The organism is Salmonella sp. SAL-020, assembly GCF_017372215.1.
In the GTDB taxonomy this organism is placed as follows: Bacteria; Pseudomonadota; Gammaproteobacteria; order Enterobacterales; family Enterobacteriaceae; genus Salmonella; species Salmonella enterica.
Map to the genome: position 1 here is coordinate 212,026 of NZ_CP071690.1, position 22,291 is coordinate 234,316.

Genomic DNA, 22,291 nt, shown 5'->3' on the forward strand with positions numbered 1-22,291 from the left:
CTATGACATGGACGCATCTTCCTCTGGGCAATAAGACCTCGCGTTTCACGCAGTCTGCGCTTGCGCTGATGATAGCGGGTACGCTCCCCGCGTATGCGGGAACATTTAACCCGCGCTTTCTGGAGGATGTGCCGGGTATTGATCAGCACGTTGACCTTTCAATGTATGAATCCAATAAAGCTGAACACCTGCCAGGTAAATACCGCGTCTCGGTGGTGGTCAACGAAAAAAAAATGGAGTCTCGCACCCTGGAGTTTAAGGCAGCGACAGAGGCGCAGCGCGCAAAAATGGGTGAATCCCTGGTGCCGTGCTTAAGCCGCGTGCAGCTTGAAGATATGGGCGTGCGTATTGATAGCTTCCCGGCTCTGAAAATGGCCCCGCCTGAAGCCTGTGTTGCTTTTGACGACATTATTCCCCAGGCCGCCAGCCATTTCGACTTTGCAGACCAGACCCTGATCATGAGCTTCCCGCAGGCTGCGATGACGCAGACAGCGCGCGGTACGGTGCCAGAATCGCAGTGGGACGAAGGGGTGAATGCCCTGCTGGTGGATTATAACTTTTCCGGCAGCAACGCCAGCTATGACGCACACGACAGTGAAACCAGCTACAACAGCGACAGCTACTATCTGAATCTGCGCAGCGGTATGAACCTGGGGGCATGGCGGTTACGTAACTATAGCACCTGGACGCGAAACGACGGTAACAACACATGGGATAACATTGGCACATCTCTAAGCCGTGCCATTGTGCCGTTGAAATCACAGCTGACGTTGGGGGATACCTCCACCGCCGGTGATATTTTTGACAGCGTTCAGATGCGCGGTGTGCAGTTAACTTCCGACGAAGAGATGCTGCCTGACAGCCAGCGCGGGTTTGCGCCCGTCATCCGGGGTATTGCCAAAAGTAACGCCGAAGTTACCGTTGAGCAGAACAACTACGTTATTTACCGTACGTTTGTTCAGCCGGGTGCGTTTGAAATTAACGACCTGTATCCAACCTCAAACAGCGGCGACCTGACGGTCACCATTAAAGAATCGGACGGCAGTGAGCAGAAGTTCGTTCAGCCGTTCTCCTCGGTGGCGCTCCTCCAGCGTGAAGGCCATCTCAAATACAGCCTTTCCGCCGGGGAATACCGTGCCGGGAACTATAACAGCGCCGAGCCAAAATTCGGGCAGCTTGATGCCATGTACGGCCTGCCGTATGGCTTTACCGTTTACGGTGGTGCGATCTTCTCTGACAACTATTACTCGCTGGCGGGAGGATTAGGTAAAAACTTCGGCTATATCGGCGCGATCTCCATCGATGTAACCCAGGCAAAAAGCAAGCTGGCAAATGAGGAGAATTCGGAAGGTCAGTCTTATCGTTTCCTCTATTCCAAGAGCTTTAACAGCGGTACCGATTTCCGTCTGCTGGGTTACAAGTATTCGACCAGCGGCTATTACACCTTCCAGGAAGCGACGGATGTGCGCAGCGATGCGGACAGCTCTTATAGCCAGTACCACAAACGTAGTCAGATTCAGGGCAACGTGACGCAGCAACTGGGCGCCTGGGGCTCGGTCTATTTTAACGTCACGCAGCAGGATTACTGGAACGATGAAGGTAAACAGCGTTCGCTGAATGCCGGTTATAACGGCCGTATTGGCCGCGTGAACTACAGCGTTGCTTACACCTGGACGAAAAGCCCGGAGTGGGATGAGAGCGATCGTTTACTGTCATTCTCCATGTCGATTCCTCTGGGACGCGTGTGGAGTAACTACCACCTCACGACCGATCAGCATGGCCGAACCAACCAGCAGTTAGGGGTGAGCGGCACCGCGCTGGAAGACCGCAATCTGAACTATAGCGTACAGGAAGGCTACGGCAGCAACGGCGTGGGTAACAGCGGCAGCGTGAACCTGGATTACCAGGGCGGCGTGGGTAGCGCCAGCCTGGGTTACAACTACAACCGTGACGGCCAGCAGGTGAACTACGGTTTGCGCGGCGGTGTGATAGCCCATAGCGAAGGTATCACTCTTTCTCAACCGCTGGGTGAGTCCATGGCCATTATCTCCGCGCCGGGCGCGCGCGGCGCGCACGTGATCAACAACGGTGGTGTGGAAGTGGACTGGATGGGTAATGCGGTCGTGCCTTACCTTACTCCGTACCGTGAAACGGAAGTCTCACTGCGAAGCGACAGCCTGAACAACCAGGTTGACCTGGATACCGCCTCCGTCAACGTAGTGCCGACACGCGGCGCGATTGTTCGTGCCCGCTTCGATACCCGAGTGGGCTATCGCGTGCTGATGAATCTGACGCAGGCCAATGGCAAAGCGGTGCCGTTTGGTGCTACCGCCACGCTGCTGGATACCACAAAAGAGTCCAGCAGCATTGTGGGTGAAGACGGTCAGCTTTATATCAGCGGGATGCCGGAGAAAGGTGCCCTTCAGGTGAACTGGGGTAAAGACCAGGCACAGCAATGCCGCGTGGCGTTTACGCTGCCGGAACAACAGGATAATACCGGCGTGGTGATGGCGAATGCCGTCTGCCGGTAACAGGGAAGGAAACGATTATGTTGAAAAAGTTGATAATGTTTACGGGCCTGTTGGGCGGGTCGGTGCTGTTTTCGGGGCAGGCGCTGGCAGCGGCAGATTTTGGACCATGTACTCCTGAAGGTGGAACACATATCTTCAGTGCCACCATAAATAAAACAGTTTCAGATACGTCAAAGAACACAACGGGTGCGACCTTCGTAGATTTCGATAGCTGGAATTTAGGTGGAACCTATGCGATGTCCTGTGAATGCCCTGATGATACCTCTCTTATAAATGACACCTTATTTAAGGCTGTGGTTCCTCTGGCCTTTGTTACGAATATAGAGAGTCGCTCCTATTACCAGATCAATAATAATATTGCCATTGCGAGCGATGTACTGATTTCGGGGGGACGAGGAGAATACGTTAACACACCGTTTGAGAATGTAGGTAACCTGACAAACAACCGCTCTCAGTGTTCGCAAAATGCAAGTAGTAAAGATGCAATATGGACATCCGGTGGCAAAGGTCACTTATCGCTCTATATTCTCCATCCGTTTGTGGGTGAAAGTATTATACCTAGCACCAAAATAATGGACCTTTTTGTGACAAAGAAACCCAGTGTATATGGCAGTATACCTGCGTCGTCTGTATATATCAGTGGTTCAATTACGGTACCTCAGGGCTGTGAACTCTCCAGCGGCAGCACGCTGGAAATTCCGTTTGGGGAATTTAAGGCCACTGATTTTAAAGATCGCAAAGGACAAGTTGCAAAGAACGCCACGAAATTCACCAAAGAGCTGCAGTTTAAATGCACCAATATCTCGGATGGCATAAAGATCTTCCTGCGTATTGAGGGAATGCCAAACGCTAATGATTCGAATGCCATCGACATGGGCAACCCGGATATCGGTGCCGTCATTGAGGGCGCTAACGGTAAAATTTTGGTGCCAAATGACGCCAGTGTTAATCAGGAGCTGAGCGTATCGGGTCTTGTTGACGACACGCACCGTACCGCCTCAACGACCATTTCGGCTTACCCCATCAGTACCACCGGCAAATTGCCGGCCGCCGGGGATTTCGAGGGAATTGCCACCATGCGTATTGATGTGGAGTAAGCAGGATGAAAAACCTTCATGCTTTGATGCCAGCGTGTTTACTGCTTACCGCTTCCGCGATGGCGGCACCGTCTAATATCGGTTCTGCTGGTGATATCCACTTTACCATTACTATTAAGGCGGCTACCTGTGAACTGGAAAACGACAGTATCGACGTCAATATGGAGACCGTGGTGCTTCAGCGCCCGGTAAAAGTGGGTAAAGAGCTGAACCAGAAAAACTTTAGCATCGGCTTAAAAGATTGCGCGTATGCCACAAAGGCCAGCGTTACGATGGACGGTTCTCCGGACCCGACTGACCCCTCGCTTTTTGCCCTGGATAGCGGCGGCGCGACGGGCGTGGCGTTAAAAATTAAAACATCTGGTGGGGAGCAACAATACCCCTCCAGTACCGACTCTACGCCTGTCGAACACACTGTCTGGTTTGATGGTACGAACAAGCTGAACTATATCGCCAGCTATGTGCCTGTTAAGCCGGATGCCACCGTTGGCACAGCGAATGCGACGGTGAATTTTAGCGTCACATACGAATAATCACTGAGGGCCAGTTCGCTGGCCCTTTTCCATTTTTAGTGATTTTTTGTAAAAATCTTCTCCGATCACACTCTCCGTTGCCACTTTCCCCTCTGCTTGTGGTCTACTTAACCGTGCTTGTAGACTTTCTTACATCTGCGTTAGCCGCATATTTACCTGTTTGATTACAGAATCGTTGTACAGGTCGTTTTTATCCCGATTCCCAGGGTTTGTTTGCATGAGATACATTAAATCGATGACGCAACAGAAACTTAGTTTCTTGCTTGCGCTCTATATCGGTCTGTTTATGAATTGCGCCGTGTTTTACCGCCGTTTCGGCAGTTATGCGCAAGAATTTACCATTTGGAAAGGCCTCTCCGCAGTTGTCGAACTGGGCGCCACGGTGCTGGTCACTTTCTTCTTACTTCGTCTTCTTTCACTGTTTGGCCGACGCGTCTGGCGTGTGCTGGCCACGCTGGTGGTGCTGTTTTCCGCTGGCGCCAGTTATTACATGACCTTCCTGAACGTGGTGATTGGCTACGGCATTATTGCGTCTGTTATGACCACCGATATCGATCTCTCGAAAGAGGTGGTGGGGCTGCACTTTGTATTGTGGCTGATTGCCGTGAGCGTGCTTCCGCTCATCTTTATCTGGAGTAACCACTGTCGCTACACGTTGTTGCGCCAGCTACGTACGCCGGGGCAGCGTTTTCGCAGCGCCGCTGTAGTGGTACTCGCAGGCGTAATGGTGTGGGCGCCTATCCGCCTGCTGGATATACAGCAAAAAAAGGTTGAACGGGCGACAGGCATCGACTTACCCAGCTATGGCGGCGTGGTGGCGAACTCCTATCTGCCTTCAAACTGGTTATCTGCGTTAGGGCTGTATGCCTGGGCGCAGGTAGATGAATCGTCGGACAATAATTCGTTAATAAACCCGGCCAGGAAATTTACCTATGTTGCGCCGAAAGATGGGGATGACACCTACGTCGTTTTCATTATCGGTGAGACGACCCGTTGGGATCACATGGGGATTTTCGGCTACGAGCGTAATACCACGCCGAAGCTGGCGCAGGAAAAAAATCTGGCGGCATTCCGCGGCTATTCCTGCGATACCGCGACGAAGCTTTCTTTACGCTGTATGTTTGTACGGGAAGGTGGGGCGGATAATAACCCGCAGCGTACGTTAAAAGAGCAGAATGTTTTTGCCGTACTCAAACAGCTCGGATTCAGTTCCGATCTGTACGCCATGCAGAGCGAGATGTGGTTTTATAGCAATACCATGGCGGATAATATCTCCTACCGCGAGCAGATTGGCGCCGAGCCGCGTAACCGTGGTAAAACGGTTGATGACATGCTGTTGATTGATGAGATGCAGAACTCGCTTGCCCAGAACCCGGAGGGTAAACATCTGATTATCCTGCATACTAAGGGATCGCATTTTAACTATACGCAACGTTATCCGCGCAGCTACGCTCAGTGGAAGCCCGAATGTATTGGGGTCGATAGCGGCTGCACGAAAGCGCAGATGATCAACTCTTACGATAACTCCGTGACCTATGTTGATCACTTTATTACCAGTGTGTTCGATCAGCTACGTGATAAAAAAGCGATTGTGTTCTACGCCGCTGACCACGGCGAGTCGATTAACGAACGTGAACATTTGCACGGTACGCCGCGCAATATGGCGCCGCCGGAACAATTCCGTGTTCCGATGCTGGTATGGATGTCGGATAAATATCTTGCCAGTCCGCAACATGCGCAGATGTTCGCTCACCTGAAACAGCAGGCGGAGATCAAAGTGCCGCGTCGTCATGTGGAACTGTACGATACGATAATGGGCTGCCTGGGGTATACATCGCCGAATGGCGGCATTAACCAGAACAACAACTGGTGCCATATTCCCGATGCGCAGAAAGTCGCCGCGAAGTAGGTTGTCTGCCGACTTTCTCGCCGATTGAATTGTATTTTGCGACTAAGGGATTGACGGGCGTGCGCCTGAGCAGTAAGATGCGCCCGCATTCGGTGATTGGCGCAGCCTGGTAGCGCACTTCGTTCGGGACGAAGGGGTCGGAGGTTCGAATCCTCTATCACCGACCAAATTCAGAAACCCTGCTCAATGAGCAGGGTTTTTTTGTATCTGAAGTCTGACGAGGATGAGAACCTCCGGGGGCAAGAGGTTCGACTCGAGCGAAGCGAGAGAACGTTGCGTCAGCAACGGCCCGCAGGGCGAGCCACGCAGTGGCGAGTCATCCTCTATCACCGACCAAATTCAGAAACCCTGCTCAGCGAGCAGGTTTTTTTTGTATCTGAAGCCTGACGAGGATGAGAACCTCCGGGGGCAAGAGGTTCGACTCGAGCGAAGCGAGAGAACGTTGCGTCAGCAACGGCCCGCAGTGGCAAGTCATCCTCTGTCACCGGCAGGTTGACGCTCGCACCACCAGTTCAGGCATGATCCCGTCGCTGTAGCTGACCTTCTCACCCGACAGAACGGCAAACAGGAGCGTGATTGCCTGTCGCGCCACCTCATCAAGATGCATATTCACTGCCGTCAGCGGCGGCAGCGATTCGCGCGCGCGGATACCATCATAGCGGGTGACCACCCGCATTTGTTCAGGTATGGCGATGTCTTGTTCCTGAAAAGCGCGTACCGCGCCGCTGGCAAAGGTGTCGATCAGCACCAGCACGCCGTCAACGTCGGGATGTGCCTGTAATAGCTGCTGCGCGGCCTGGTAGCCGGCATTTTCACCCTCGCTTTCATTGAGAGAGTAGACGACGGGGGCCTGGCGTCCCGCGCACCAGCGCTGGTAAGCCGCTTCGCTCTCCAGAACTGATGTTCGCCGTGTGTTACCGACAAATAACGCACATTTGCTGGCGCCGGAGGCCTCCAGATGCGTTAGCAGAAGCTGTGCTGTTGCCGCCGAGTGCAGCTCCACCCACGGCACAGGCGTGTCGGTCCCCGGCGTGCGGCCAATGGTGACGCAGGGAATGCCCGCTTGCGCCAGCGCCTGGAGCTGCGGGTCGTTCTCCGCCGGCTCAATCAGGATCGCCGCGTCAAAGCTGACGGCATCCAGTGGATTTGCCCCCGGCGGCACCAGAATCAGCGCATGCTGTTTTTCCAGCGCCATCATCGCGGACGTTAACGCCACCTCCATCATAAATCCCAGTCGTGACGCGCCGGAGGCAATCGCCAGCGGCACCGAAGAGAGCAAGGCAATGGTATTGGTTTTGCCGGTTCGCAACTGGCGGGCGCGAATATTCGGCGTGTAGTTGAGCGCAACAATGGCCTCTTCAATACGCCGTCGCGTCTGCGGCTCGACAAAGCGGGTGTTGTGCAATGCATTGGATACCGTCCCTGGCGATACGCCTGCATGGCGGGCAACATCAATCAACTTTGCGCGTTTTTTATTTTGAACAGCCATCTGCTTCCTGACCTGCGAAAATTTGCGCACAGGGTAGCATATTTACCAGACGGTAACGTTTGCTTTTTTTCAGTGAGGATCGTAAAAAACTCTTCATTAAAACGTTTTAATGGGGTATTTTGGCGCAAATTTATTCCTCAGGAGGCGATGTGGCACACTTAACTCAGGACTCGACTTTTACCCTTGGACGCCGTCCGGCGGGCCTTATCTACGCTGATAAGGCGAAGAGCTTTGGCGGCTATACGCTTTTTGCGCCGCAAACCGCCGAAGGGCGGGTTTACCTGGTGGACGAGCAGGGCGAAGTCGCGCATCAGTGGCAGCTTCCGGTTCGCGCCGGGCGTGATGCGGTGCTGCTGCCGAACGGTAATCTGGGTTATAACGGCAGCCACCGCACTTCAGCGAACCTCTATCCGGCGTGGGATCTCTGGCACGGCGGCGACTTCTACGAAGTGACGCCGGATAACGAAATCGTCTGGCACTATGAAGACATCTTCCATCACCATGATGCTCAGTGGCTGGAAAACGGTAACCTGCTGTATACCGCCGCGTCGCCGTTACCTGCCGATATCGCCGCCCGTGTTACCGGCGGCGACCCGCGCCGCGATGCGTCGGACGGCATCATTCAGAGCGACGTCGTCAAAGAGGTCAATCGCGACGGTGAAGTGGTCTGGGAATGGCGTGCCTGGGAGCATTTGAATCCGGAAGATTTCCCGATTCATGATATTTTCGACCGCCGCCACTGGCCGATGATTAACGGCCTGTCCGTCACCCGTGATGGCCTGGTACTGATGAGCCTGCGTACCACTTCCGGCGTCATTGCCGTGGATAAAGAGAGCGGGAAGGTTATCTGGCATGCAGGGCCGGAAGTCGTAGCGCAGCAGCACACGCCGGTTGAGATGGAGAACGGGTCGATTCTGGTTTTCGATAACGGCAACCTGCGTCCCGGCGTCACCTCGCCGCATTCCACGGTGCTGGAGTTCGATCCGCAGACCAAAGCGATTACCTGGCAGTATCGCGATATCTTCCCGCCGGCGTTTTTCTCGCCGTATATGGGGAGCGCGCAGCGGCTAGCGAACGGCAACACCTTTATCTGTGAATCGGCGTTTGGCCGCCTGTTTGAAGTCACCCCGGAAGGCGAAACGGTATGGGAATATATCATTCCGTTCTTTAATGAATATCCGGAGCACCTCAGTAAAGGCATTATTCCTGGAAAACAGAACAGCGCCTTCCGTGCGCATCGCTATGCCGCTGATGCTATTAGTTGGTTGAAATAATGCAGACCGCCAGCCCGCGCTGGCGGTTATTTTTTTGATGTTTTATGGGAGTTAATCATGCCGCAGCCTGGCCTTACTACGCCGGATAACGATGCATTACCCTGGCAAACCACCTTACTTTTGGCGCTTCAGCATGTGCTGGTCGTTGCCGCCACCCCCATTACCTCCGTCTTTCTGATCGCCAAAGCGCTCCACTTTACCGATACGGTGACCGCCTCGGTACTTAGCGCGACCTTTCTGATGTGCGGTCTGGGCGCTATTTTGCAAAGCCTGGGTGTGAAAGGGGTGGGCGCGCGTTTGCCGTTTATTATGGTACCGGGGGGCGCGCCGATTGCGATTTTCGTTGCGATCGCTTTACAGACCAATATCCAGACCGCGATTGGCGCCGTAATTCTGACCTCGCTGTTCTACTTTATCGCGTTGCCGATTTTCCGCCGCTGCCTGCACCATTTTCCCCCCTTTATCATTGGCATCATGCTGCTAATGGTGTCGATTAACCTTATTCGCCTGTACGGCGGGTTGATCATTGGCCAGCCAGGGAGCGCCGACTTCGCTCATCCAACCAGTATCATTTTATCGCTGGGGACTATCCTGATAACGCTGATTTTCGCGCTGGCGTTTAGCGGTATTTTACGCCAGCTGGCGGTGATGTTCGGCCTTTTAGCGGGAACGCTGCTGGGAATGGCGCTGGGCAGCACCGATTTTAGCGGTGTTAGTCACGGGCCGCTGTTTAGTTTCCCACAGCTTTTGCCGTTCGGCTGGCCGATTTTTGATCTCTCCGCCTCGCTGCCGTTACTGATTTACGCGGTCATCTCTATGGCTGAAGCAACCGGGCAAACGATTGCGACCGCGGAAATAGTCAATTCCACGCAAAATGTGCAGCAGGCGATTCCACGCACCATTCGTGGTGATGCGGTAATGTCGCTGCTGGGGGGGATTTTTGGCACCTCCTTAATTATCACCTCCGGCGAAAATATTGGGGTGGTACGCACCACTAATGTGAAATCACGTTTCGTGACTGCGGCTGCCGGAGGATTGTTAATCCTGATTGCCATATTCGCACCGTTGGTACGTCTGGCGACCTGTCTGCCAGGTTCGGTGGTGTGCGGTACGGCGGTGATTGTCTTCAGCATTATCGGGGTTATCGGTATTGATATGATTGCGCGTGAGCCACTGCATACGCCGGGTAAAACCTACGCGCTGGCGATGGGGCTGGCCATGGGAATGCTACCTATACTGGTACCCGGCCTGTATCAGAATTTCCCGGCGGGCGTACAGATGGTCTTTGGCAACGGCATGGCAGCGGGGACGTTGACGGCGATTCTGGTGAACTCGTTGTTTAACTGGAGCGAAAAGCGCACGCAGGCCAGGGTCAAAAGTTAGTTTTTGTGATCGCGGTAGGCCGCACGACGGCCTACTTATTTACAATTTTGTGACATATTCGATGGTGTTTTTCAATGTCCGTATAACTCTTTTTTGCACACGGCTTATGGATAACCTCAGCATTTTCGCCTGTGCGTTTTAGCGTTAGTGGTATTAATCGCTCAGATAATCAACATATCGAAAGAAATTTTTCAATTAATGTCTAATTGTTAATCACTAACTGTTGCAAAATATTAAGTGAATAACTCTGCCTTTCTGGCCATAGCACAAATTTCCCTGCTGAAAATACCCTTCTGAACTTTTTTTAATCTTTGTTTGTTAATTCTCACCGTTGTTGTAAAAGCTGGTTACCTGTATTGACGTTTTGGCATTCTATTGACAGATTGTAGGGAATGAGGGGCATTTTATGGAGAATCCGCACTGCAACTCAGTCGATTATGCGAACGGAATCCCCACCTCTCACTACTGACCTGACCAGGTAAAAAACAAAAAAGGCCGGGCGGTAAAAGCCTTTGCAAAGGGCAAAACAACATACATCACAATTGGAGCAGAAGAATGAGTATTTCCTTGAAGAAGTCAGGGATGCTGAAGCTTGGTTTGAGCCTGGTGGCCATGACCGTTGCAGCAAGCGTGCAGGCCAAAACCCTGGTTTATTGTTCAGAAGGCTCGCCGGAAGGCTTTAACCCACAGCTCTTTACGTCTGGCACCACCTATGATGCCAGCTCCGTACCTATCTATAACCGTCTGGTTGAATTCAAAACCGGCACCACGGAAGTGATCCCGGGTCTTGCTGAGAAGTGGGATATCAGCGAAGACGGTAAAACCTATACGTTCCACCTACGTAAAGGGGTGAAATGGCAATCCAGCAAGGATTTCAAACCCACGCGCGAGCTGAACGCCGATGATGTCGTGTTCTCTTTTGACCGGCAGAAAAACGAGCAGAACCCGTACCATAAAGTGTCTGGCGGCAGCTATGAATACTTTGAAGGCATGGGGCTGCCGGATCTGATTAGCGAAGTGAAGAAGGTCGACGATCACACGGTGCAGTTTGTGCTGACGCGTCCGGAAGCGCCGTTCCTTGCCGATTTAGCCATGGACTTCGCCTCTATTCTTTCCAAAGAATATGCTGACAACATGCTGAAAGCCGGTACGCCGGAAAAAGTGGATCTGAACCCGGTCGGCACTGGCCCGTTCCAACTGGTGCAATATCAGAAAGACTCCCGCATTCTCTACAAAGCCTTTGACGGCTACTGGGGCACGAAGCCGCAGATTGACCGTCTGGTCTTCTCCATCACGCCTGACGCCTCTGTGCGTTACGCCAAACTGCAGAAGAACGAATGTCAGGTGATGCCGTATCCGAACCCGGCGGATATTGCGCGCATGAAAGAAGATAAAAACATCAACCTGATGGAGCAGGCCGGTCTGAACGTGGGTTATCTCTCCTATAACGTGCAGAAAAAACCGCTGGATGATGTCAAAGTTCGCCAGGCGTTGACCTATGCCGTGAATAAAGAGGCCATCATCAAAGCCGTTTATCAGGGCGCGGGCGTTGCGGCGAAAAACCTGATCCCGCCGACGATGTGGGGCTACAACGACGATATTAAAGACTACGGCTACGATCCGGAAAAAGCGAAGGTGCTGCTGAAAGAAGCCGGTCTGGAAAAAGGCTTCACCATCGATCTATGGGCGATGCCGGTACAGCGTCCCTATAACCCGAATGCGCGTCGTATGGCGGAAATGATCCAGGCGGACTGGGCGAAGATTGGCGTTCAGGCCAAAATTGTCACCTATGAATGGGGCGAATACCTCAAGCGCGCTAAAGATGGCGAGCACCAGACGGTGATGATGGGCTGGACCGGCGATAATGGCGATCCGGATAACTTCTTCGCCACTCTGTTCAGCTGCGATGCCGCCCAGCAAGGCTCCAACTATTCAAAATGGTGCTACAAGCCGTTTGAAGACCTGATTCAGCCTGCGCGTGCGACCGATGACCACAACAAGCGTATTGAGCTCTATAAACAGGCCCAGGTTGTGATGCATGACCAGGCGCCAGCGCTGATCATCGCTCACTCCACGGTTTATGAGCCAGTGCGTAAAGAAGTTAAAGGCTATGTGGTTGATCCATTAGGCAAACATCACTTCGAAAACGTCTCTGTCGAATAATTAAAAGAGCGCTGCGCCCCGGTGTTGTGTAGGCCGGATAAGCGCAGCGCCATCCGGCGTAATGCTTTATCCGCGATGCAGTTTGCGTGGGATAAGATTTGTGAGCAATACAGACTCACGGTTCCAGGCCGTGCGTCATGAGAGAGAATTCGGGTTATGTTGCAGTTCATTCTCCGACGTTTGGGACTCGTTATCCCGACGTTTATCGGTATTACCCTTCTCACCTTTGCCTTTGTCCACATGATCCCCGGCGATCCGGTGATGATCATGGCGGGTGAGCGAGGTATTTCCCCTGAGCGTCATGCTCAACTGCTGGCTGAACTCGGTCTTGATAAACCGATGTGGCAGCAGTACCTCCATTATATCTGGGGGGTGATGCATGGCGATTTAGGCATCTCGCTGAAAAGCCGAATCCCCGTGTGGGACGAGTTCGTGCCTCGCTTTAAAGCGACGCTGGAGCTTGGCGTCTGCGCCATGATTTTTGCCGTCGCCGTGGGGATTCCGGTGGGCGTGCTGGCCGCAGTGAAGCGCGGTTCTATCTTCGATCACACTGCCGTTGGCCTGGCGCTGACCGGTTACTCTATGCCTATCTTCTGGTGGGGCATGATGCTGATCATGCTGGTTTCCGTCCACTGGAACCTGACGCCGGTTTCCGGGCGCGTGAGCGATATGGTGTTCCTTGATGATACCAATCCGTTGACGGGCTTTATGCTGATCGACACCGCTATCTGGGGCGAAGAGGGTAACTTTATTGATGCGCTGGCGCATATGATCCTGCCTGCGATGGTGCTCGGCACAATCCCGCTGGCCGTCATTGTGCGTATGACCCGTTCGTCGATGCTGGAAGTGCTGGGGGAGGATTACATCCGTACCGCACGCGCCAAAGGGTTGACCAGGATGCGCGTCATTATCGTCCATGCTCTGCGTAACGCTATGCTGCCAGTCGTCACCGTGATCGGCCTGCAGGTCGGGACGCTGTTGGCGGGCGCGATTCTGACAGAAACTATCTTCTCGTGGCCCGGTCTGGGGCGCTGGCTGATCGATGCGCTGCAACGCCGCGATTATCCGGTAGTGCAGGGCGGCGTGTTACTGGTAGCGACGATGATTATTCTCGTCAACCTGCTGGTAGACCTGCTGTACGGCGTGGTGAACCCGCGTATTCGGCATAAGAAGTAAGGGGCCATCATGTCACAGGTTACTGAAAATAATGTTAATGCCGCACCGGCGCCCATGACGCCATTGCGGGAGTTCTGGCACTATTTCAAACGCAACAAAGGCGCGGTCGTCGGGCTGGCGTATGTTCTCATCGTGATCCTGATTGCGGTGTTTGCCAACTTTATTGCGCCGTACAACCCGGCAGAGCAGTTCCGTGATGCGCTGCTGGCACCGCCGGTCTGGCAGGAAGGCGGCAGTTGGGCGCATATTCTGGGAACGGATGATGTTGGTCGCGATGTCCTCTCGCGCCTGATGTATGGCGCGCGTTTGTCACTGCTGGTCGGCTGTCTGGTGGTCGTCCTGTCGCTGGTAATGGGGATCATTCTCGGCCTGGTCGCGGGCTACTTCGGCGGTCTGGTCGATAACATCATCATGCGCGTGGTCGATATTATGCTGGCCCTGCCGAGCCTGCTGCTGGCGCTGGTGCTGGTGGCGATCTTCGGCCCCTCCATCGGCAACGCTGCGCTGGCGTTGACGTTTGTGGCGCTGCCGCACTATGTCCGCTTAACCCGCGCGGCGGTTCTGGTAGAGGTGAACCGCGATTATGTGACTGCCTCCCGCGTGGCGGGCGCAGGCGCGATGCGTCAGATGTTCGTCAATATTTTCCCGAACTGCCTTGCGCCGCTGATCGTTCAGGCGTCACTGGGCTTCTCTAACGCCATTCTCGATATGGCTGCCCTCGGCTTCCTGGGGATGGGCGCACAGCCGCCTACGCCGGAATGGGGCACCATGCTCTCTGACGTTCTGCAGTTCGCGCAAAGCGCCTGGTGGGTCGTGACCTTCCCGGGGCTGGCGATTCTGCTGACGGTACTGGCATTTAACCTGATGGGTGACGGGCTGCGTGACGCGCTCGATCCCAAACTGAAGCAGTAAGAGGTTCGAGATGGCGTTATTAAATGTAGATCAATTATCGGTGCACTTCGGCGACGAAGGGACACCGTTCAAAGCCGTCGACCGCATTAGCTACAGCGTGAAGCAGGGTGAGGTGGTCGGGATTGTCGGCGAGTCTGGTTCCGGCAAATCCGTCAGCTCGCTGGCGATTATGGGGCTTATCGATTACCCAGGCCGCGTGATGGCGGAAAACCTGCTCTTTAACGGACAGGATCTGAAGCGCATTTCCGAGAAGGAACGTCGCAACCTGGTGGGTGCTGAAGTGGCGATGATTTTCCAGGACCCGATGACCAGCCTCAATCCTTGCTATACCGTTGGCTTTCAGATTATGGAAGCCATCAAGGTACATCAGGGCGGGAACAAGAAAACCCGTCGTCAGCGAGCGATTGACCTGTTGAACCAGGTGGGTATTCCCGATCCGGCTTCTCGTCTGGATGTCTATCCGCACCAGCTTTCTGGCGGCATGAGTCAGCGCGTGATGATTGCGATGGCCATAGCCTGTCGACCAAAGCTGTTAATTGCTGATGAACCGACCACGGCGCTGGATGTGACCATTCAGGCGCAAATCATTGAGCTGCTGCTGGAGTTGCAGCAAAAAGAGAACATGGCGCTGGTGCTGATTACCCATGACCTGGCGCTGGTGGCGGAAGCGGCGCACAAAATTATCGTCATGTACGCCGGGCAGGTCGTCGAAACCGGCGCTGCGCAGGATATTTTCCGCGCGCCGCGTCATCCGTATACCCAGGCATTGCTACGTGCGTTACCAGAGTTTGCGCAAGATAAAGCGCGTCTGGCGTCGCTGCCGGGCGTGGTGCCGGGGAAATATGACCGACCGACGGGTTGTCTGCTTAACCCTCGCTGCCCCTACGCCACGGACAGATGTCGTGCGGAAGAACCTGCTCTCAACCAACTGGACGATGGACGTCAGTCAAAATGTCATTACCCACTCGATGATGCCGGGAGGCCCACACTATGAGTACGCATGAGGCCACCTTGCAACAGCCGCTGTTGCGGGCTATCGACCTGAAAAAACACTATCCGGTGAAGAAGGGGATCTTTTCTCCGGAACGGCTGGTAAAAGCGCTGGATGGCGTGTCGTTTAATCTCGAACGCGGTAAAACGCTGGCGGTAGTGGGGGAGTCCGGTTGTGGAAAATCCACACTGGGCCGCCTGCTGACGATGATTGAAACGCCAACCGGCGGCGAGCTTTATTACCAGGGGCAGGATCTGCTCAAACACGATCCGCACGCGCAGAAACTGCGGCGGCAGAAAATTCAGATTGTGTTTCAGAACCCCTACGGTTCCCTGAACCCACGCAAGAAAGTGGGGCAAATTCTGGAAGAGCCGTTGCTGATCAATACCAGCCTGAGTAAAGCGCAGCGTCGTGAAAAAGCGCTGGCGATGATGGCGAAGGTGGGGCTGAAAACCGAGCACTACGACCGCTATCCGCATATGTTCTCCGGCGGCCAGCGTCAGCGTATCGCTATCGCCCGCGGTCTGATGCTTGATCCGGACGTAGTGATTGCCGACGAACCGGTCTCCGCGCTCGACGTGTCGGTGCGCGCCCAGGTGCTGAACCTGATGATGGATTTGCAACAGGATATGGGGCTGTCTTATGTCTTTATCTCGCACGACCTGTCGGTGGTGGAACACATCGCCGATGAAGTGATGGTCATGTACTTAGGCCGCTGCGTGGAGAAAGGGACCAAAGAGCAGATTTTTAACAATCCACGTCATCCCTATACCCAGGCGTTGCTCTCCGCCACGCCGCGGCTGAATCCGGACGATCGCCGTGAGCGGATTAAGCTGACCGGCGAGTTGCCGAGTCCGCTGAACCCGCCGCCGGGCTGCGCCTTCAACGCCCGCTGCAGCCGTCGCTTCGGACCCTGTACGCAGTTACAGCCGCAGCTTAAAGAGTACGACGGCCAGTTGGTGGCCTGCTTTGCCGTCGATCAGGATGAAAACCCGCAGAAACCGTTGAGTTAATTGCGTTTTATGCCGGATGGCGGCTGCGCCTTATCAAGCCTACACCGTACCTGTAGGCCTGGTAAGCGTAGCGCCACCGGGCATGGCTCTCCGGTACGACTTATTCAATCAATTTTAATAACGGCGACAGGCACAACAATATTCCATATAACAGAATAAGCCAGGTTTTCAGGCCGCGTAATTTTTCCAGTTGCGCTACTTTATAAATCAGGAAAAAAGGAATAATACACGCGACAATGCCATAAAGCGGACTGCCTAACTGGAAAAAGACCAATACTGAGACGCGAAACGAAACCCAGATAACCAGAGTAACCACGATAAAGACACAGATACCAGATGTCAGTAACAGTGGGTTGACGTTTTTGACATCCATAATACGACTCAATACATTCAGTACAATACCTTTAAGCGCTTCGTGAAAACCTAAATAAATACCAAAGAACGCGGTAAGTACGGCAAAAATATTGAGGATGGTAGAGGTAATGTGGATGATATGGCCAGGGATTACCTGAGCTGCCAGCGCAAGGGCGGAAATATTCTGCTCGAACGCTGATACCGCCTCTTCATGGCTAATCGAAAAGGTAAACGAGAACGAGAAAAAGAGAATAATGGCAATCAGCGTAATATAGCTAATGCGATGCGTGCGAATCGCCATCCGGGTGGCCAGCACACGGTCAGGCTCGCGCTTACGATAGGCGATGTTCATTGGGTTTAGCACCTGAATGAAGACCGCAGAAAAGAAGCAAAATGGGATAGTGAGCAGTACGTCGCGAAAGAAAACCGATGCGGCGGGAAAGGCGGAAATATTATCAAGATTCCAGTGTGGGATCATAGCGAAACCGAATATCAGAATGATCCCGACTTTTACCACCACCATCGGGCCGGAAATTTTAAATAATAACTTTTCCCCGCCGGAGGCAATCGCCACCAGCACGGCGAAAATCGCGACTTTATAGATAATAGACTGCGAAAGATCGACCTCAGTAAGGCCGAAGGTTTTGATATAGGAGGCGCTATCAAACACCACCGACAGGGAATAAATAAACACCCCGTGGATAATCATAAGAAAATAGATTACACCGAGAAAAATGCCCCAGTTTTTGCCAAGATAGTGACTGATAATATCCGTATAATCGTCACAGGTTTCGCTTTCAGATAACGTTTTTAGATAAATATCCTGCACAATATAGGTAGCGGGATAGGCGATGATAAAAGCGGTAATAAATACCCAGATCCCCTTGAGACCGATTTGCACTGGCATTAAGACGGTACCTGCGCCGATCGCCATACCGATACACAAGAGCACCCAGCCAAAATCATATTTTGTAAACGGTAATCTCGTTGAAAGCGGTGTGGTCGTAGCGTTACTGTTATTTAATGGTAATGTGTCGTCCTGCATAGAGCCCCCTGCCCAAAATATAGGCAGCTCTCTCATAAAGAATGCTGCCTATAACCAGGCTATAGTGCCTTGATACCCGATGCGGCAAACCGGTGACAGCGGTTCGCCGAGCAATCGTCAGAATGCTGCTTTTCTGCTGGCGCGTTCAAGGTCATGAATAATATCGTCGGGATCTTCAGGTCCCGCTGAAAGACGGATAAGTTCGTCGGTAATACCTGCTTTTAGCCATTCCTCTGGCGCAACAGGCGAATATGTCATAGACGCAGGATGCTGAACGAGGGTTTCGGTATCACCGGGACTGGCCGCGAGGAGGCATAATTTACAGAATTGAGCGGCTGACTGCCAGCCTCAGAAATGCTGAATGTATTCTGGCAAATAAAAGTAATCGTCTGCGAAGCGTCACGCAGATTGCACGTTAGCGCCGTGCCGGGACGGGGATTTTGCCGTAATATCAGCAGCAAGCCGGGTTTACCCGGTGAGGCGCAATGTTGCGGGGGGTTGATCCCCGGCGGCATAGGTTGCTGGATAGAGAAAACCCCCGCACGTTGACTGGTATAAACTTGGCAACCTGACGGGGGCTAACTTGAACCCAAACACTTTAAGGATAGCCGCGAACGGTTGCCATTGCAACAAGGCGGCTATATGACGCTTACGCAGTTGGGCGTGGTCTTCTGGCACGATCTGGCAGCGCCGATCATTGCTGGCATTATCGCCAGTGTGATCGTCAACTGGCTACGTGACAGGAAGTAACGCGTTTTGAGCGTCTGTCCGCCGTAATGGCAACATGCGCCCGAACCAGGCCGCAGGGGAAACCTTGCGGCCTTTTTCGGTTTACTGCGGGTAAGGCACCCAGTCGCCGCCATTCAGACGAACGTAGGGCTTACCCTGATACTGAATCACCACCGCATTAGCGTTTTCTGAAACCGGCGCGGTTTGCGGCAGATTGCTGGTCAGCTTGTTCCAGTTCACACTGTCTTCGGTAAAGAGCTTACCGTCCACGGCGCGTACGACCAGTTCGGAAATCGCCAGGTAGCTGCTCGGCTGGTTAATATCAATCGGCGCGCCCTCATGCGGGGCTTTCATGCCAAAAAATTTCACGCCCGCCGGGACGTTGGTGATGGAGGGGCTGGGAATATCGCGCAGGCCTGAGATCTGCATTCTGTCGCCCTTCAGCGCGCCGCCGTGCTCCGGTACGACGACCACCATCACCTTACGCCCGGATTTCTCCAGTTCGGTGAAGAAGGCGTCCAGTTCATCGAACAGTTTCTGCGCGCGGATTTTATAATCCGCCGTTTTGCTGACGCCGGGGAAGTGGTTGCCATCGTGCAGCGGCAGCAGGTTAAAGAAAGTCGCGGAGCGGGAATTGGCTTCACGTTCTTCTCCTGTCAACCAGCGGTTCAGGACCGCCAGATCGTCATATACCGGCGAGCCGTCGAATGACAGCAGGGCGGTTGGCAGGCCGGACTGGTTCATCAGTTCGCTCTGCATACCGCCGTTTTCGCGAACTTCTTTCAGGAAGCCGCCAAATTCACCGTTATGATCCATCATCAGATGCTGAGTAAAGCCCAGTTTCGCCAGATTATCAAACAGATAACATTCGTTATTGGCTGGTTGATAAAGTCGGGTATGCGAAGGTTGACCACAGCTGGCGCGTAGCAGACGAATGGCCGCCGGGCCGCTGTAAGACGTACCGGAATTAAAGTGTTTAAACAAAATGTCAAAGTGCGACCATAGCGGATGTGACATCAGGCCTGCCGCTTCGACATCCGACCAGGAGAGCGAACAAATATTGATGACCAATAGGTCGAACGGCTGCGCATCAGGCGGAAGTTGCGCCGGGAACGTCGTTTTCCGCTTTTCTTCCGCGGCATAGAAGGTGTTCAACCAGGCGTTCAGATTCGCGGTCGTCGGCGGCGCGGTTTGCGCAGGCATATCGCCGATGACCGGCTTATCGCCCGCTGTCGCGACGGTAGCGGCCGCGTTACCGCCAGTTGTCGTCACCGTATCGGTTGGCTGGCCTGCCGGCCACAGCGTAAAAACCGGGCCGGTTAATGTCAGGACATTCAGCCATACCATGATGGCGACCACAAACACCGTGACCCGAATCCACTGTGATAAAAAAAGCCAGGCAACCAGCAGTACGAAGATGGCGCCGATCATTTGCCAGTTAATAAAACGGGCGATCAGATCGAGCAGATAACCGGAGCTGAATTCCGCCACCTGCGTCCCCTGGCTCATAATGCTTTGCGGGCCGGGCAGCTAGGTATCGTGCCAGAACAGCGCGAAGCCGACGGGAATGGCAATCCAGTGGCGCAACCGGTGAAGGCGATACTTTGGTATTGGCATGAGCAGAAACGCCATGAATACCAGATTCAGTAAAGGATGAAAATTCAGATAGCCTGCCCACAGCAGGCCAAACTTGACCAGAAAATAGAAGTTCCAGCCGGAAAGACCGCGCCAGTACTGCCAGAGCGGAGAAGGCATTGATGGAGTTTGAGTATGCTGAGTCATTTTTTGTCTGCCTTGACTTTCGTAGCGCGGCGCAGAGTTCCGGCTGGTTTTACATAACGAGGTTTGGCAAATAGCAGCCGGGTCGTATCACTGATACGGCGTAGCGAATGACGCGCCAGATACCCCAGCGGAAAGAAAATCAGCGCGCAAAAAAGAATAATTTGCACGATATCGCTGATGGTCATCATGATGCACGCTCCGCGGTGTCGTCGAGCAATCGCAGGGGTTCAGGAATACGACGCCAGATGCGGCCATCGTGTTCGGCATTTATTACCGGGTCGGCGCGTTTTGCCAGCGGTAGCGGCGTTCCCCACAGTTCCGGCGACAATAAGCGCATCTGCACCAGCTCGGCGCTGATTTGTTTATCTTCGAACCAGACCATACGATTAGAGAAAATATCGCCCGTCGGCAAAGGGAAAATATGGTTTAACGCGGTATCCAGATCGTTGACCCGGCAGAATGATAAAAACAGCACCAGACGGTTGCCGCCGATGGTCATAATATCGCCGGTTCGGTTTGGCCGACATAATGTTAACGCCTGCTCAACCCGAATGCCCGGCACCGGGCGCAGCGCGACCAGAACGCCTTTCCCGTCGGCGGGGAGCAGGGTGTTGCTCATCATCGTATGGATGGCATCGCAGAAGATATCCCACGGCTGAAAACCGCGCAGTTTCAACGGCTGCGTCATTGACAGTAGCGTGGTGATGTCTTCCGGTACGTAACGGCTGAACTGCTGTCCCTGCACGCTTTCAATAAGCGTCAGGCAGCGTGAAAGCGGGGCGTTCCAGGGAATGATCATATTCGCGCCGCAGCCCAGCAGCAGGCGCTCATCGGTGGCGCGCAAACTGGCGATATTTTCGCGCACGACAATTTTCAGCGCGCTTCCCCGCTGGCGCCGCAAAGTATGAATGCGACGAGCAAGCGGCTCGATTTGGTTGTTCTGTGTAAGCGAAAAAATAATTGTCGCGGCCTGCGCCGTGCGCGCGTCGTTGAATAGCGCTTCGTTATTGTCGAAAAGCGTCCAGTGTTCCGAGAGCGGCGGCGCGCCTTCAAGGACGGCGACGTGGCTAAGAATGCGTTTTTCGTCGCTACGCGGCTGAATTGCCGTCTCCTCCTGATGGGATAGCGTCCAGCGTTCGTCCTGCTGACACAGCAATAACTGCTGTCGGGCGCTGACGCCTTTTTCGTTACACCAGAAGGCAATATCGAACAAATGTTGGTCGCCCTGAAAACGTAAACTGGCGAGGCCGAAAAGTGAGCGATACTCGCCCATCAACAACGAGGACTGTTTATCGCTATTATTACAAGGGTTAATAACCAACAATGAACAGTGATGAAAACGAGTCCATTTATTCATTTTTTCCAGCCATTTATGCAGGCTTTCTGACGTTATATTCCGCCACGTGTTATTTGCACAAATAAGAATGAAAAAGTAATGCGTCGGGTTAACAGAACAAAGCAAATCGTGGGGCAAAGAGTATAGCCCTTTTTCTGAATCCGGCATGGTAAATAAGCGGATTTTCTCCGGACCGTGAGATTCATCTAATTTGATTACTTTGCCAGGATCGCCTTCCATGCCGATGACGGCGACATTTGCATTCTCCGTTTGTGACGCAATCGTTTGATTCACCAGGCTGATGGCATCTTGCTGGCGATCGGCGTTAACCCACCAGACGCCGCCGGTTGGCATATGGCGCAGTTCATCCCATAATGATGAGATGCCGAGAGAAAATACGGGGTCCACAGTGTCCCTCATGTCACTATTTTAACTGTTTATCAGTTTACTAGCGAAAGCACAGAAATAAACCTAACATTGAAATTAAAACGCATCAGATTTAGCATGTGAATCAATTTGCCCGGCAGGATGCCCTGTAACTCTGCGCTTTGCATTTTTACACATTATAAATGAT

General features: G+C 53.4%; 16 protein-coding genes, 1 tRNA gene, 2 other RNA genes and 2 pseudogenes. 15 read left to right on the forward strand and 6 right to left on the reverse strand.

Annotation, left to right across the window (positions count from 1 at the left end):
• The first annotated feature begins 2 nt into the window (after nucleotides 1-2).
• The 7 genes from lpfC (at nucleotide 3) to J1G48_RS01025 (ending at nucleotide 6,561) form a co-directional block, all read left to right on the forward strand.
• On the forward strand, nucleotides 3-2,531 hold the full coding sequence (gene lpfC / locus J1G48_RS00995; protein WP_000220313.1) for an outer membrane usher protein LpfC: 2,529 nt from the start codon (nucleotides 3-5) through the stop codon (nucleotides 2,529-2,531).
• Between the two features lie 17 nt (nucleotides 2,532-2,548).
• A complete protein-coding gene (gene lpfD / locus J1G48_RS01000; RefSeq protein ID WP_000914254.1) occupies nucleotides 2,549-3,628 on the forward strand; it encodes a long polar fimbrial protein LpfD in 1,080 nt (359 codons plus the stop codon).
• Between the two features lie 5 nt (nucleotides 3,629-3,633).
• Nucleotides 3,634-4,161, forward strand: coding sequence for a long polar fimbrial protein LpfE (lpfE, locus tag J1G48_RS01005; RefSeq protein ID WP_000792957.1), 528 nt, complete (start codon nucleotides 3,634-3,636; stop codon nucleotides 4,159-4,161).
• 217 nt (nucleotides 4,162-4,378) lie between these two features.
• Entirely contained in the window at nucleotides 4,379-6,070 is a 1,692-nt protein-coding gene (eptB, locus tag J1G48_RS01010) for a kdo(2)-lipid A phosphoethanolamine 7''-transferase (RefSeq protein ID WP_001269258.1), read from the forward strand.
• A gap of 90 nt (nucleotides 6,071-6,160) precedes the next feature.
• Nucleotides 6,161-6,237 (forward strand) — tRNA-Pro (locus tag J1G48_RS01015).
• A gap of 35 nt (nucleotides 6,238-6,272) precedes the next feature.
• Nucleotides 6,273-6,406: non-coding RNA, RtT sRNA (locus tag J1G48_RS01020), on the forward strand.
• A gap of 36 nt (nucleotides 6,407-6,442) precedes the next feature.
• Nucleotides 6,443-6,561, forward strand: a non-coding RNA gene (locus tag J1G48_RS01025) — RtT sRNA.
• Here J1G48_RS01025 and J1G48_RS01030 read toward each other — a convergent pair.
• Nucleotides 6,552-7,559 (reverse strand): substrate-binding domain-containing protein, encoded by a 1,008-nt coding sequence (locus J1G48_RS01030; RefSeq protein WP_000290704.1) that lies wholly within the window; start codon nucleotides 7,557-7,559, stop codon nucleotides 6,552-6,554. The genes J1G48_RS01025 and J1G48_RS01030 overlap by 10 nt on opposite strands.
• A gap of 149 nt (nucleotides 7,560-7,708) precedes the next feature.
• Here J1G48_RS01030 and J1G48_RS01035 point away from each other — a divergent pair, with 149 nt between their 5' ends.
• The 7 genes from J1G48_RS01035 to dppF all read left to right on the forward strand — a co-directional run bounded on the left by J1G48_RS01035 (nucleotide 7,709) and on the right by dppF (nucleotide 16,471).
• Nucleotides 7,709-8,833, forward strand: a complete 1,125-nt coding sequence (locus tag J1G48_RS01035) for an aryl-sulfate sulfotransferase (RefSeq protein WP_000940815.1) — start codon at nucleotides 7,709-7,711, stop codon at nucleotides 8,831-8,833.
• A gap of 57 nt (nucleotides 8,834-8,890) precedes the next feature.
• Complete coding sequence (locus J1G48_RS01040) at nucleotides 8,891-10,216, forward strand: uracil-xanthine permease family protein (RefSeq protein WP_001136079.1); 1,326 nt, start codon at nucleotides 8,891-8,893, stop codon at nucleotides 10,214-10,216.
• 555 nt (nucleotides 10,217-10,771) lie between these two features.
• Nucleotides 10,772-12,379: a dipeptide ABC transporter periplasmic-binding protein DppA gene (dppA, locus tag J1G48_RS01045; protein WP_000028048.1), complete on the forward strand. Its 1,608-nt coding sequence runs from the start codon at nucleotides 10,772-10,774 to the stop codon at nucleotides 12,377-12,379.
• A gap of 156 nt (nucleotides 12,380-12,535) precedes the next feature.
• The gene (dppB, locus tag J1G48_RS01050) at nucleotides 12,536-13,555 is read left to right on the forward strand and encodes a dipeptide ABC transporter permease DppB (RefSeq protein ID WP_000938843.1); all 1,020 of its coding nucleotides are present in this window, start codon (nucleotides 12,536-12,538) and stop codon (nucleotides 13,553-13,555) included.
• A 9-nt stretch (nucleotides 13,556-13,564) separates the two neighbouring features.
• A complete protein-coding gene (gene dppC, locus J1G48_RS01055) occupies nucleotides 13,565-14,467 on the forward strand; it encodes a dipeptide ABC transporter permease DppC (RefSeq protein ID WP_000084690.1) in 903 nt (300 codons plus the stop codon).
• A 10-nt stretch (nucleotides 14,468-14,477) separates the two neighbouring features.
• On the forward strand, nucleotides 14,478-15,461 hold the full coding sequence (gene dppD / locus J1G48_RS01060) for a dipeptide ABC transporter ATP-binding protein (protein WP_001196509.1): 984 nt from the start codon (nucleotides 14,478-14,480) through the stop codon (nucleotides 15,459-15,461).
• A complete protein-coding gene (gene dppF / locus J1G48_RS01065) occupies nucleotides 15,458-16,471 on the forward strand; it encodes a dipeptide ABC transporter ATP-binding subunit DppF (protein ID WP_000103563.1) in 1,014 nt (337 codons plus the stop codon). The genes dppD and dppF overlap by 4 nt, the downstream gene beginning before the upstream one ends.
• Before the next feature lie 100 nt (nucleotides 16,472-16,571).
• On the opposite strand, the gene J1G48_RS01070 is transcribed toward dppF, so the two are convergent.
• Both J1G48_RS01070 and J1G48_RS23200 read right to left on the reverse strand, forming a co-directional pair.
• Entirely contained in the window at nucleotides 16,572-17,870 is a 1,299-nt protein-coding gene (locus tag J1G48_RS01070) for an aromatic amino acid transport family protein (RefSeq protein ID WP_001150168.1), read from the reverse strand.
• A 117-nt stretch (nucleotides 17,871-17,987) separates the two neighbouring features.
• Nucleotides 17,988-18,140: pseudogene (locus J1G48_RS23200) on the reverse strand (PLP-dependent transferase); the annotation flags it as partial.
• Nucleotides 18,141-18,512: 372 nt separating this feature from the next.
• On the opposite strand from J1G48_RS23200, the gene J1G48_RS01080 reads away from it, so the two are divergent.
• Nucleotides 18,513-18,620 (forward strand): type I toxin-antitoxin system toxin Ldr family protein, encoded by a 108-nt coding sequence (locus J1G48_RS01080; RefSeq protein ID WP_001669334.1) that lies wholly within the window; start codon nucleotides 18,513-18,515, stop codon nucleotides 18,618-18,620.
• Between the two features lie 81 nt (nucleotides 18,621-18,701).
• On the opposite strand, the pseudogene bcsG reads toward J1G48_RS01080, so the two are convergent.
• The 3 genes and pseudogenes from bcsG to bcsE all read right to left on the reverse strand — a co-directional run bounded on the left by bcsG (nucleotide 18,702) and on the right by bcsE (nucleotide 22,137).
• Nucleotides 18,702-20,381, reverse strand: a pseudogene (gene bcsG, locus J1G48_RS01085) (cellulose biosynthesis protein BcsG).
• A complete protein-coding gene (gene bcsF / locus J1G48_RS01090) occupies nucleotides 20,378-20,569 on the reverse strand; it encodes a cellulose biosynthesis protein BcsF (protein ID WP_000988321.1) in 192 nt (63 codons plus the stop codon). The pseudogene bcsG and the gene bcsF overlap by 4 nt, the downstream one beginning before the upstream one ends.
• Nucleotides 20,566-22,137, reverse strand: a complete 1,572-nt coding sequence (gene bcsE / locus J1G48_RS01095) for a cellulose biosynthesis c-di-GMP-binding protein BcsE (RefSeq protein ID WP_001205767.1) — start codon at nucleotides 22,135-22,137, stop codon at nucleotides 20,566-20,568. The genes bcsF and bcsE overlap by 4 nt, the downstream gene beginning before the upstream one ends.
• Nucleotides 22,138-22,291: the final 154 nt, after the last annotated feature.

Coding starts and splice junctions, on each gene's coding strand:
- J1G48_RS01030 (WP_000290704.1), bottom strand. CDS start 7,559: ATGGCTGTTCAAAATAAAAAACGCGCAAAGTTGATTGATGTTGCCCGC.
- dppF (WP_000103563.1), top strand. CDS start 15,458: ATGAGTACGCATGAGGCCACCTTGCAACAGCCGCTGTTGCGGGCTATC.
- dppA (WP_000028048.1), top strand. CDS start 10,772: ATGAGTATTTCCTTGAAGAAGTCAGGGATGCTGAAGCTTGGTTTGAGC.
- lpfC (WP_000220313.1), top strand. CDS start 3: ATGACATGGACGCATCTTCCTCTGGGCAATAAGACCTCGCGTTTCACG.
- J1G48_RS01040 (WP_001136079.1), top strand. CDS start 8,891: ATGCCGCAGCCTGGCCTTACTACGCCGGATAACGATGCATTACCCTGG.
- eptB (WP_001269258.1), top strand. CDS start 4,379: ATGAGATACATTAAATCGATGACGCAACAGAAACTTAGTTTCTTGCTT.
- lpfE (WP_000792957.1), top strand. CDS start 3,634: ATGAAAAACCTTCATGCTTTGATGCCAGCGTGTTTACTGCTTACCGCT.
- J1G48_RS01080 (WP_001669334.1), top strand. CDS start 18,513: ATGACGCTTACGCAGTTGGGCGTGGTCTTCTGGCACGATCTGGCAGCG.
- J1G48_RS01070 (WP_001150168.1), bottom strand. CDS start 17,870: ATGCAGGACGACACATTACCATTAAATAACAGTAACGCTACGACCACA.
- lpfD (WP_000914254.1), top strand. CDS start 2,549: ATGTTGAAAAAGTTGATAATGTTTACGGGCCTGTTGGGCGGGTCGGTG.
- bcsF (WP_000988321.1), bottom strand. CDS start 20,569: ATGATGACCATCAGCGATATCGTGCAAATTATTCTTTTTTGCGCGCTG.
- bcsE (WP_001205767.1), bottom strand. CDS start 22,137: ATGAGGGACACTGTGGACCCCGTATTTTCTCTCGGCATCTCATCATTA.
- dppB (WP_000938843.1), top strand. CDS start 12,536: ATGTTGCAGTTCATTCTCCGACGTTTGGGACTCGTTATCCCGACGTTT.
- dppD (WP_001196509.1), top strand. CDS start 14,478: ATGGCGTTATTAAATGTAGATCAATTATCGGTGCACTTCGGCGACGAA.
- dppC (WP_000084690.1), top strand. CDS start 13,565: ATGTCACAGGTTACTGAAAATAATGTTAATGCCGCACCGGCGCCCATG.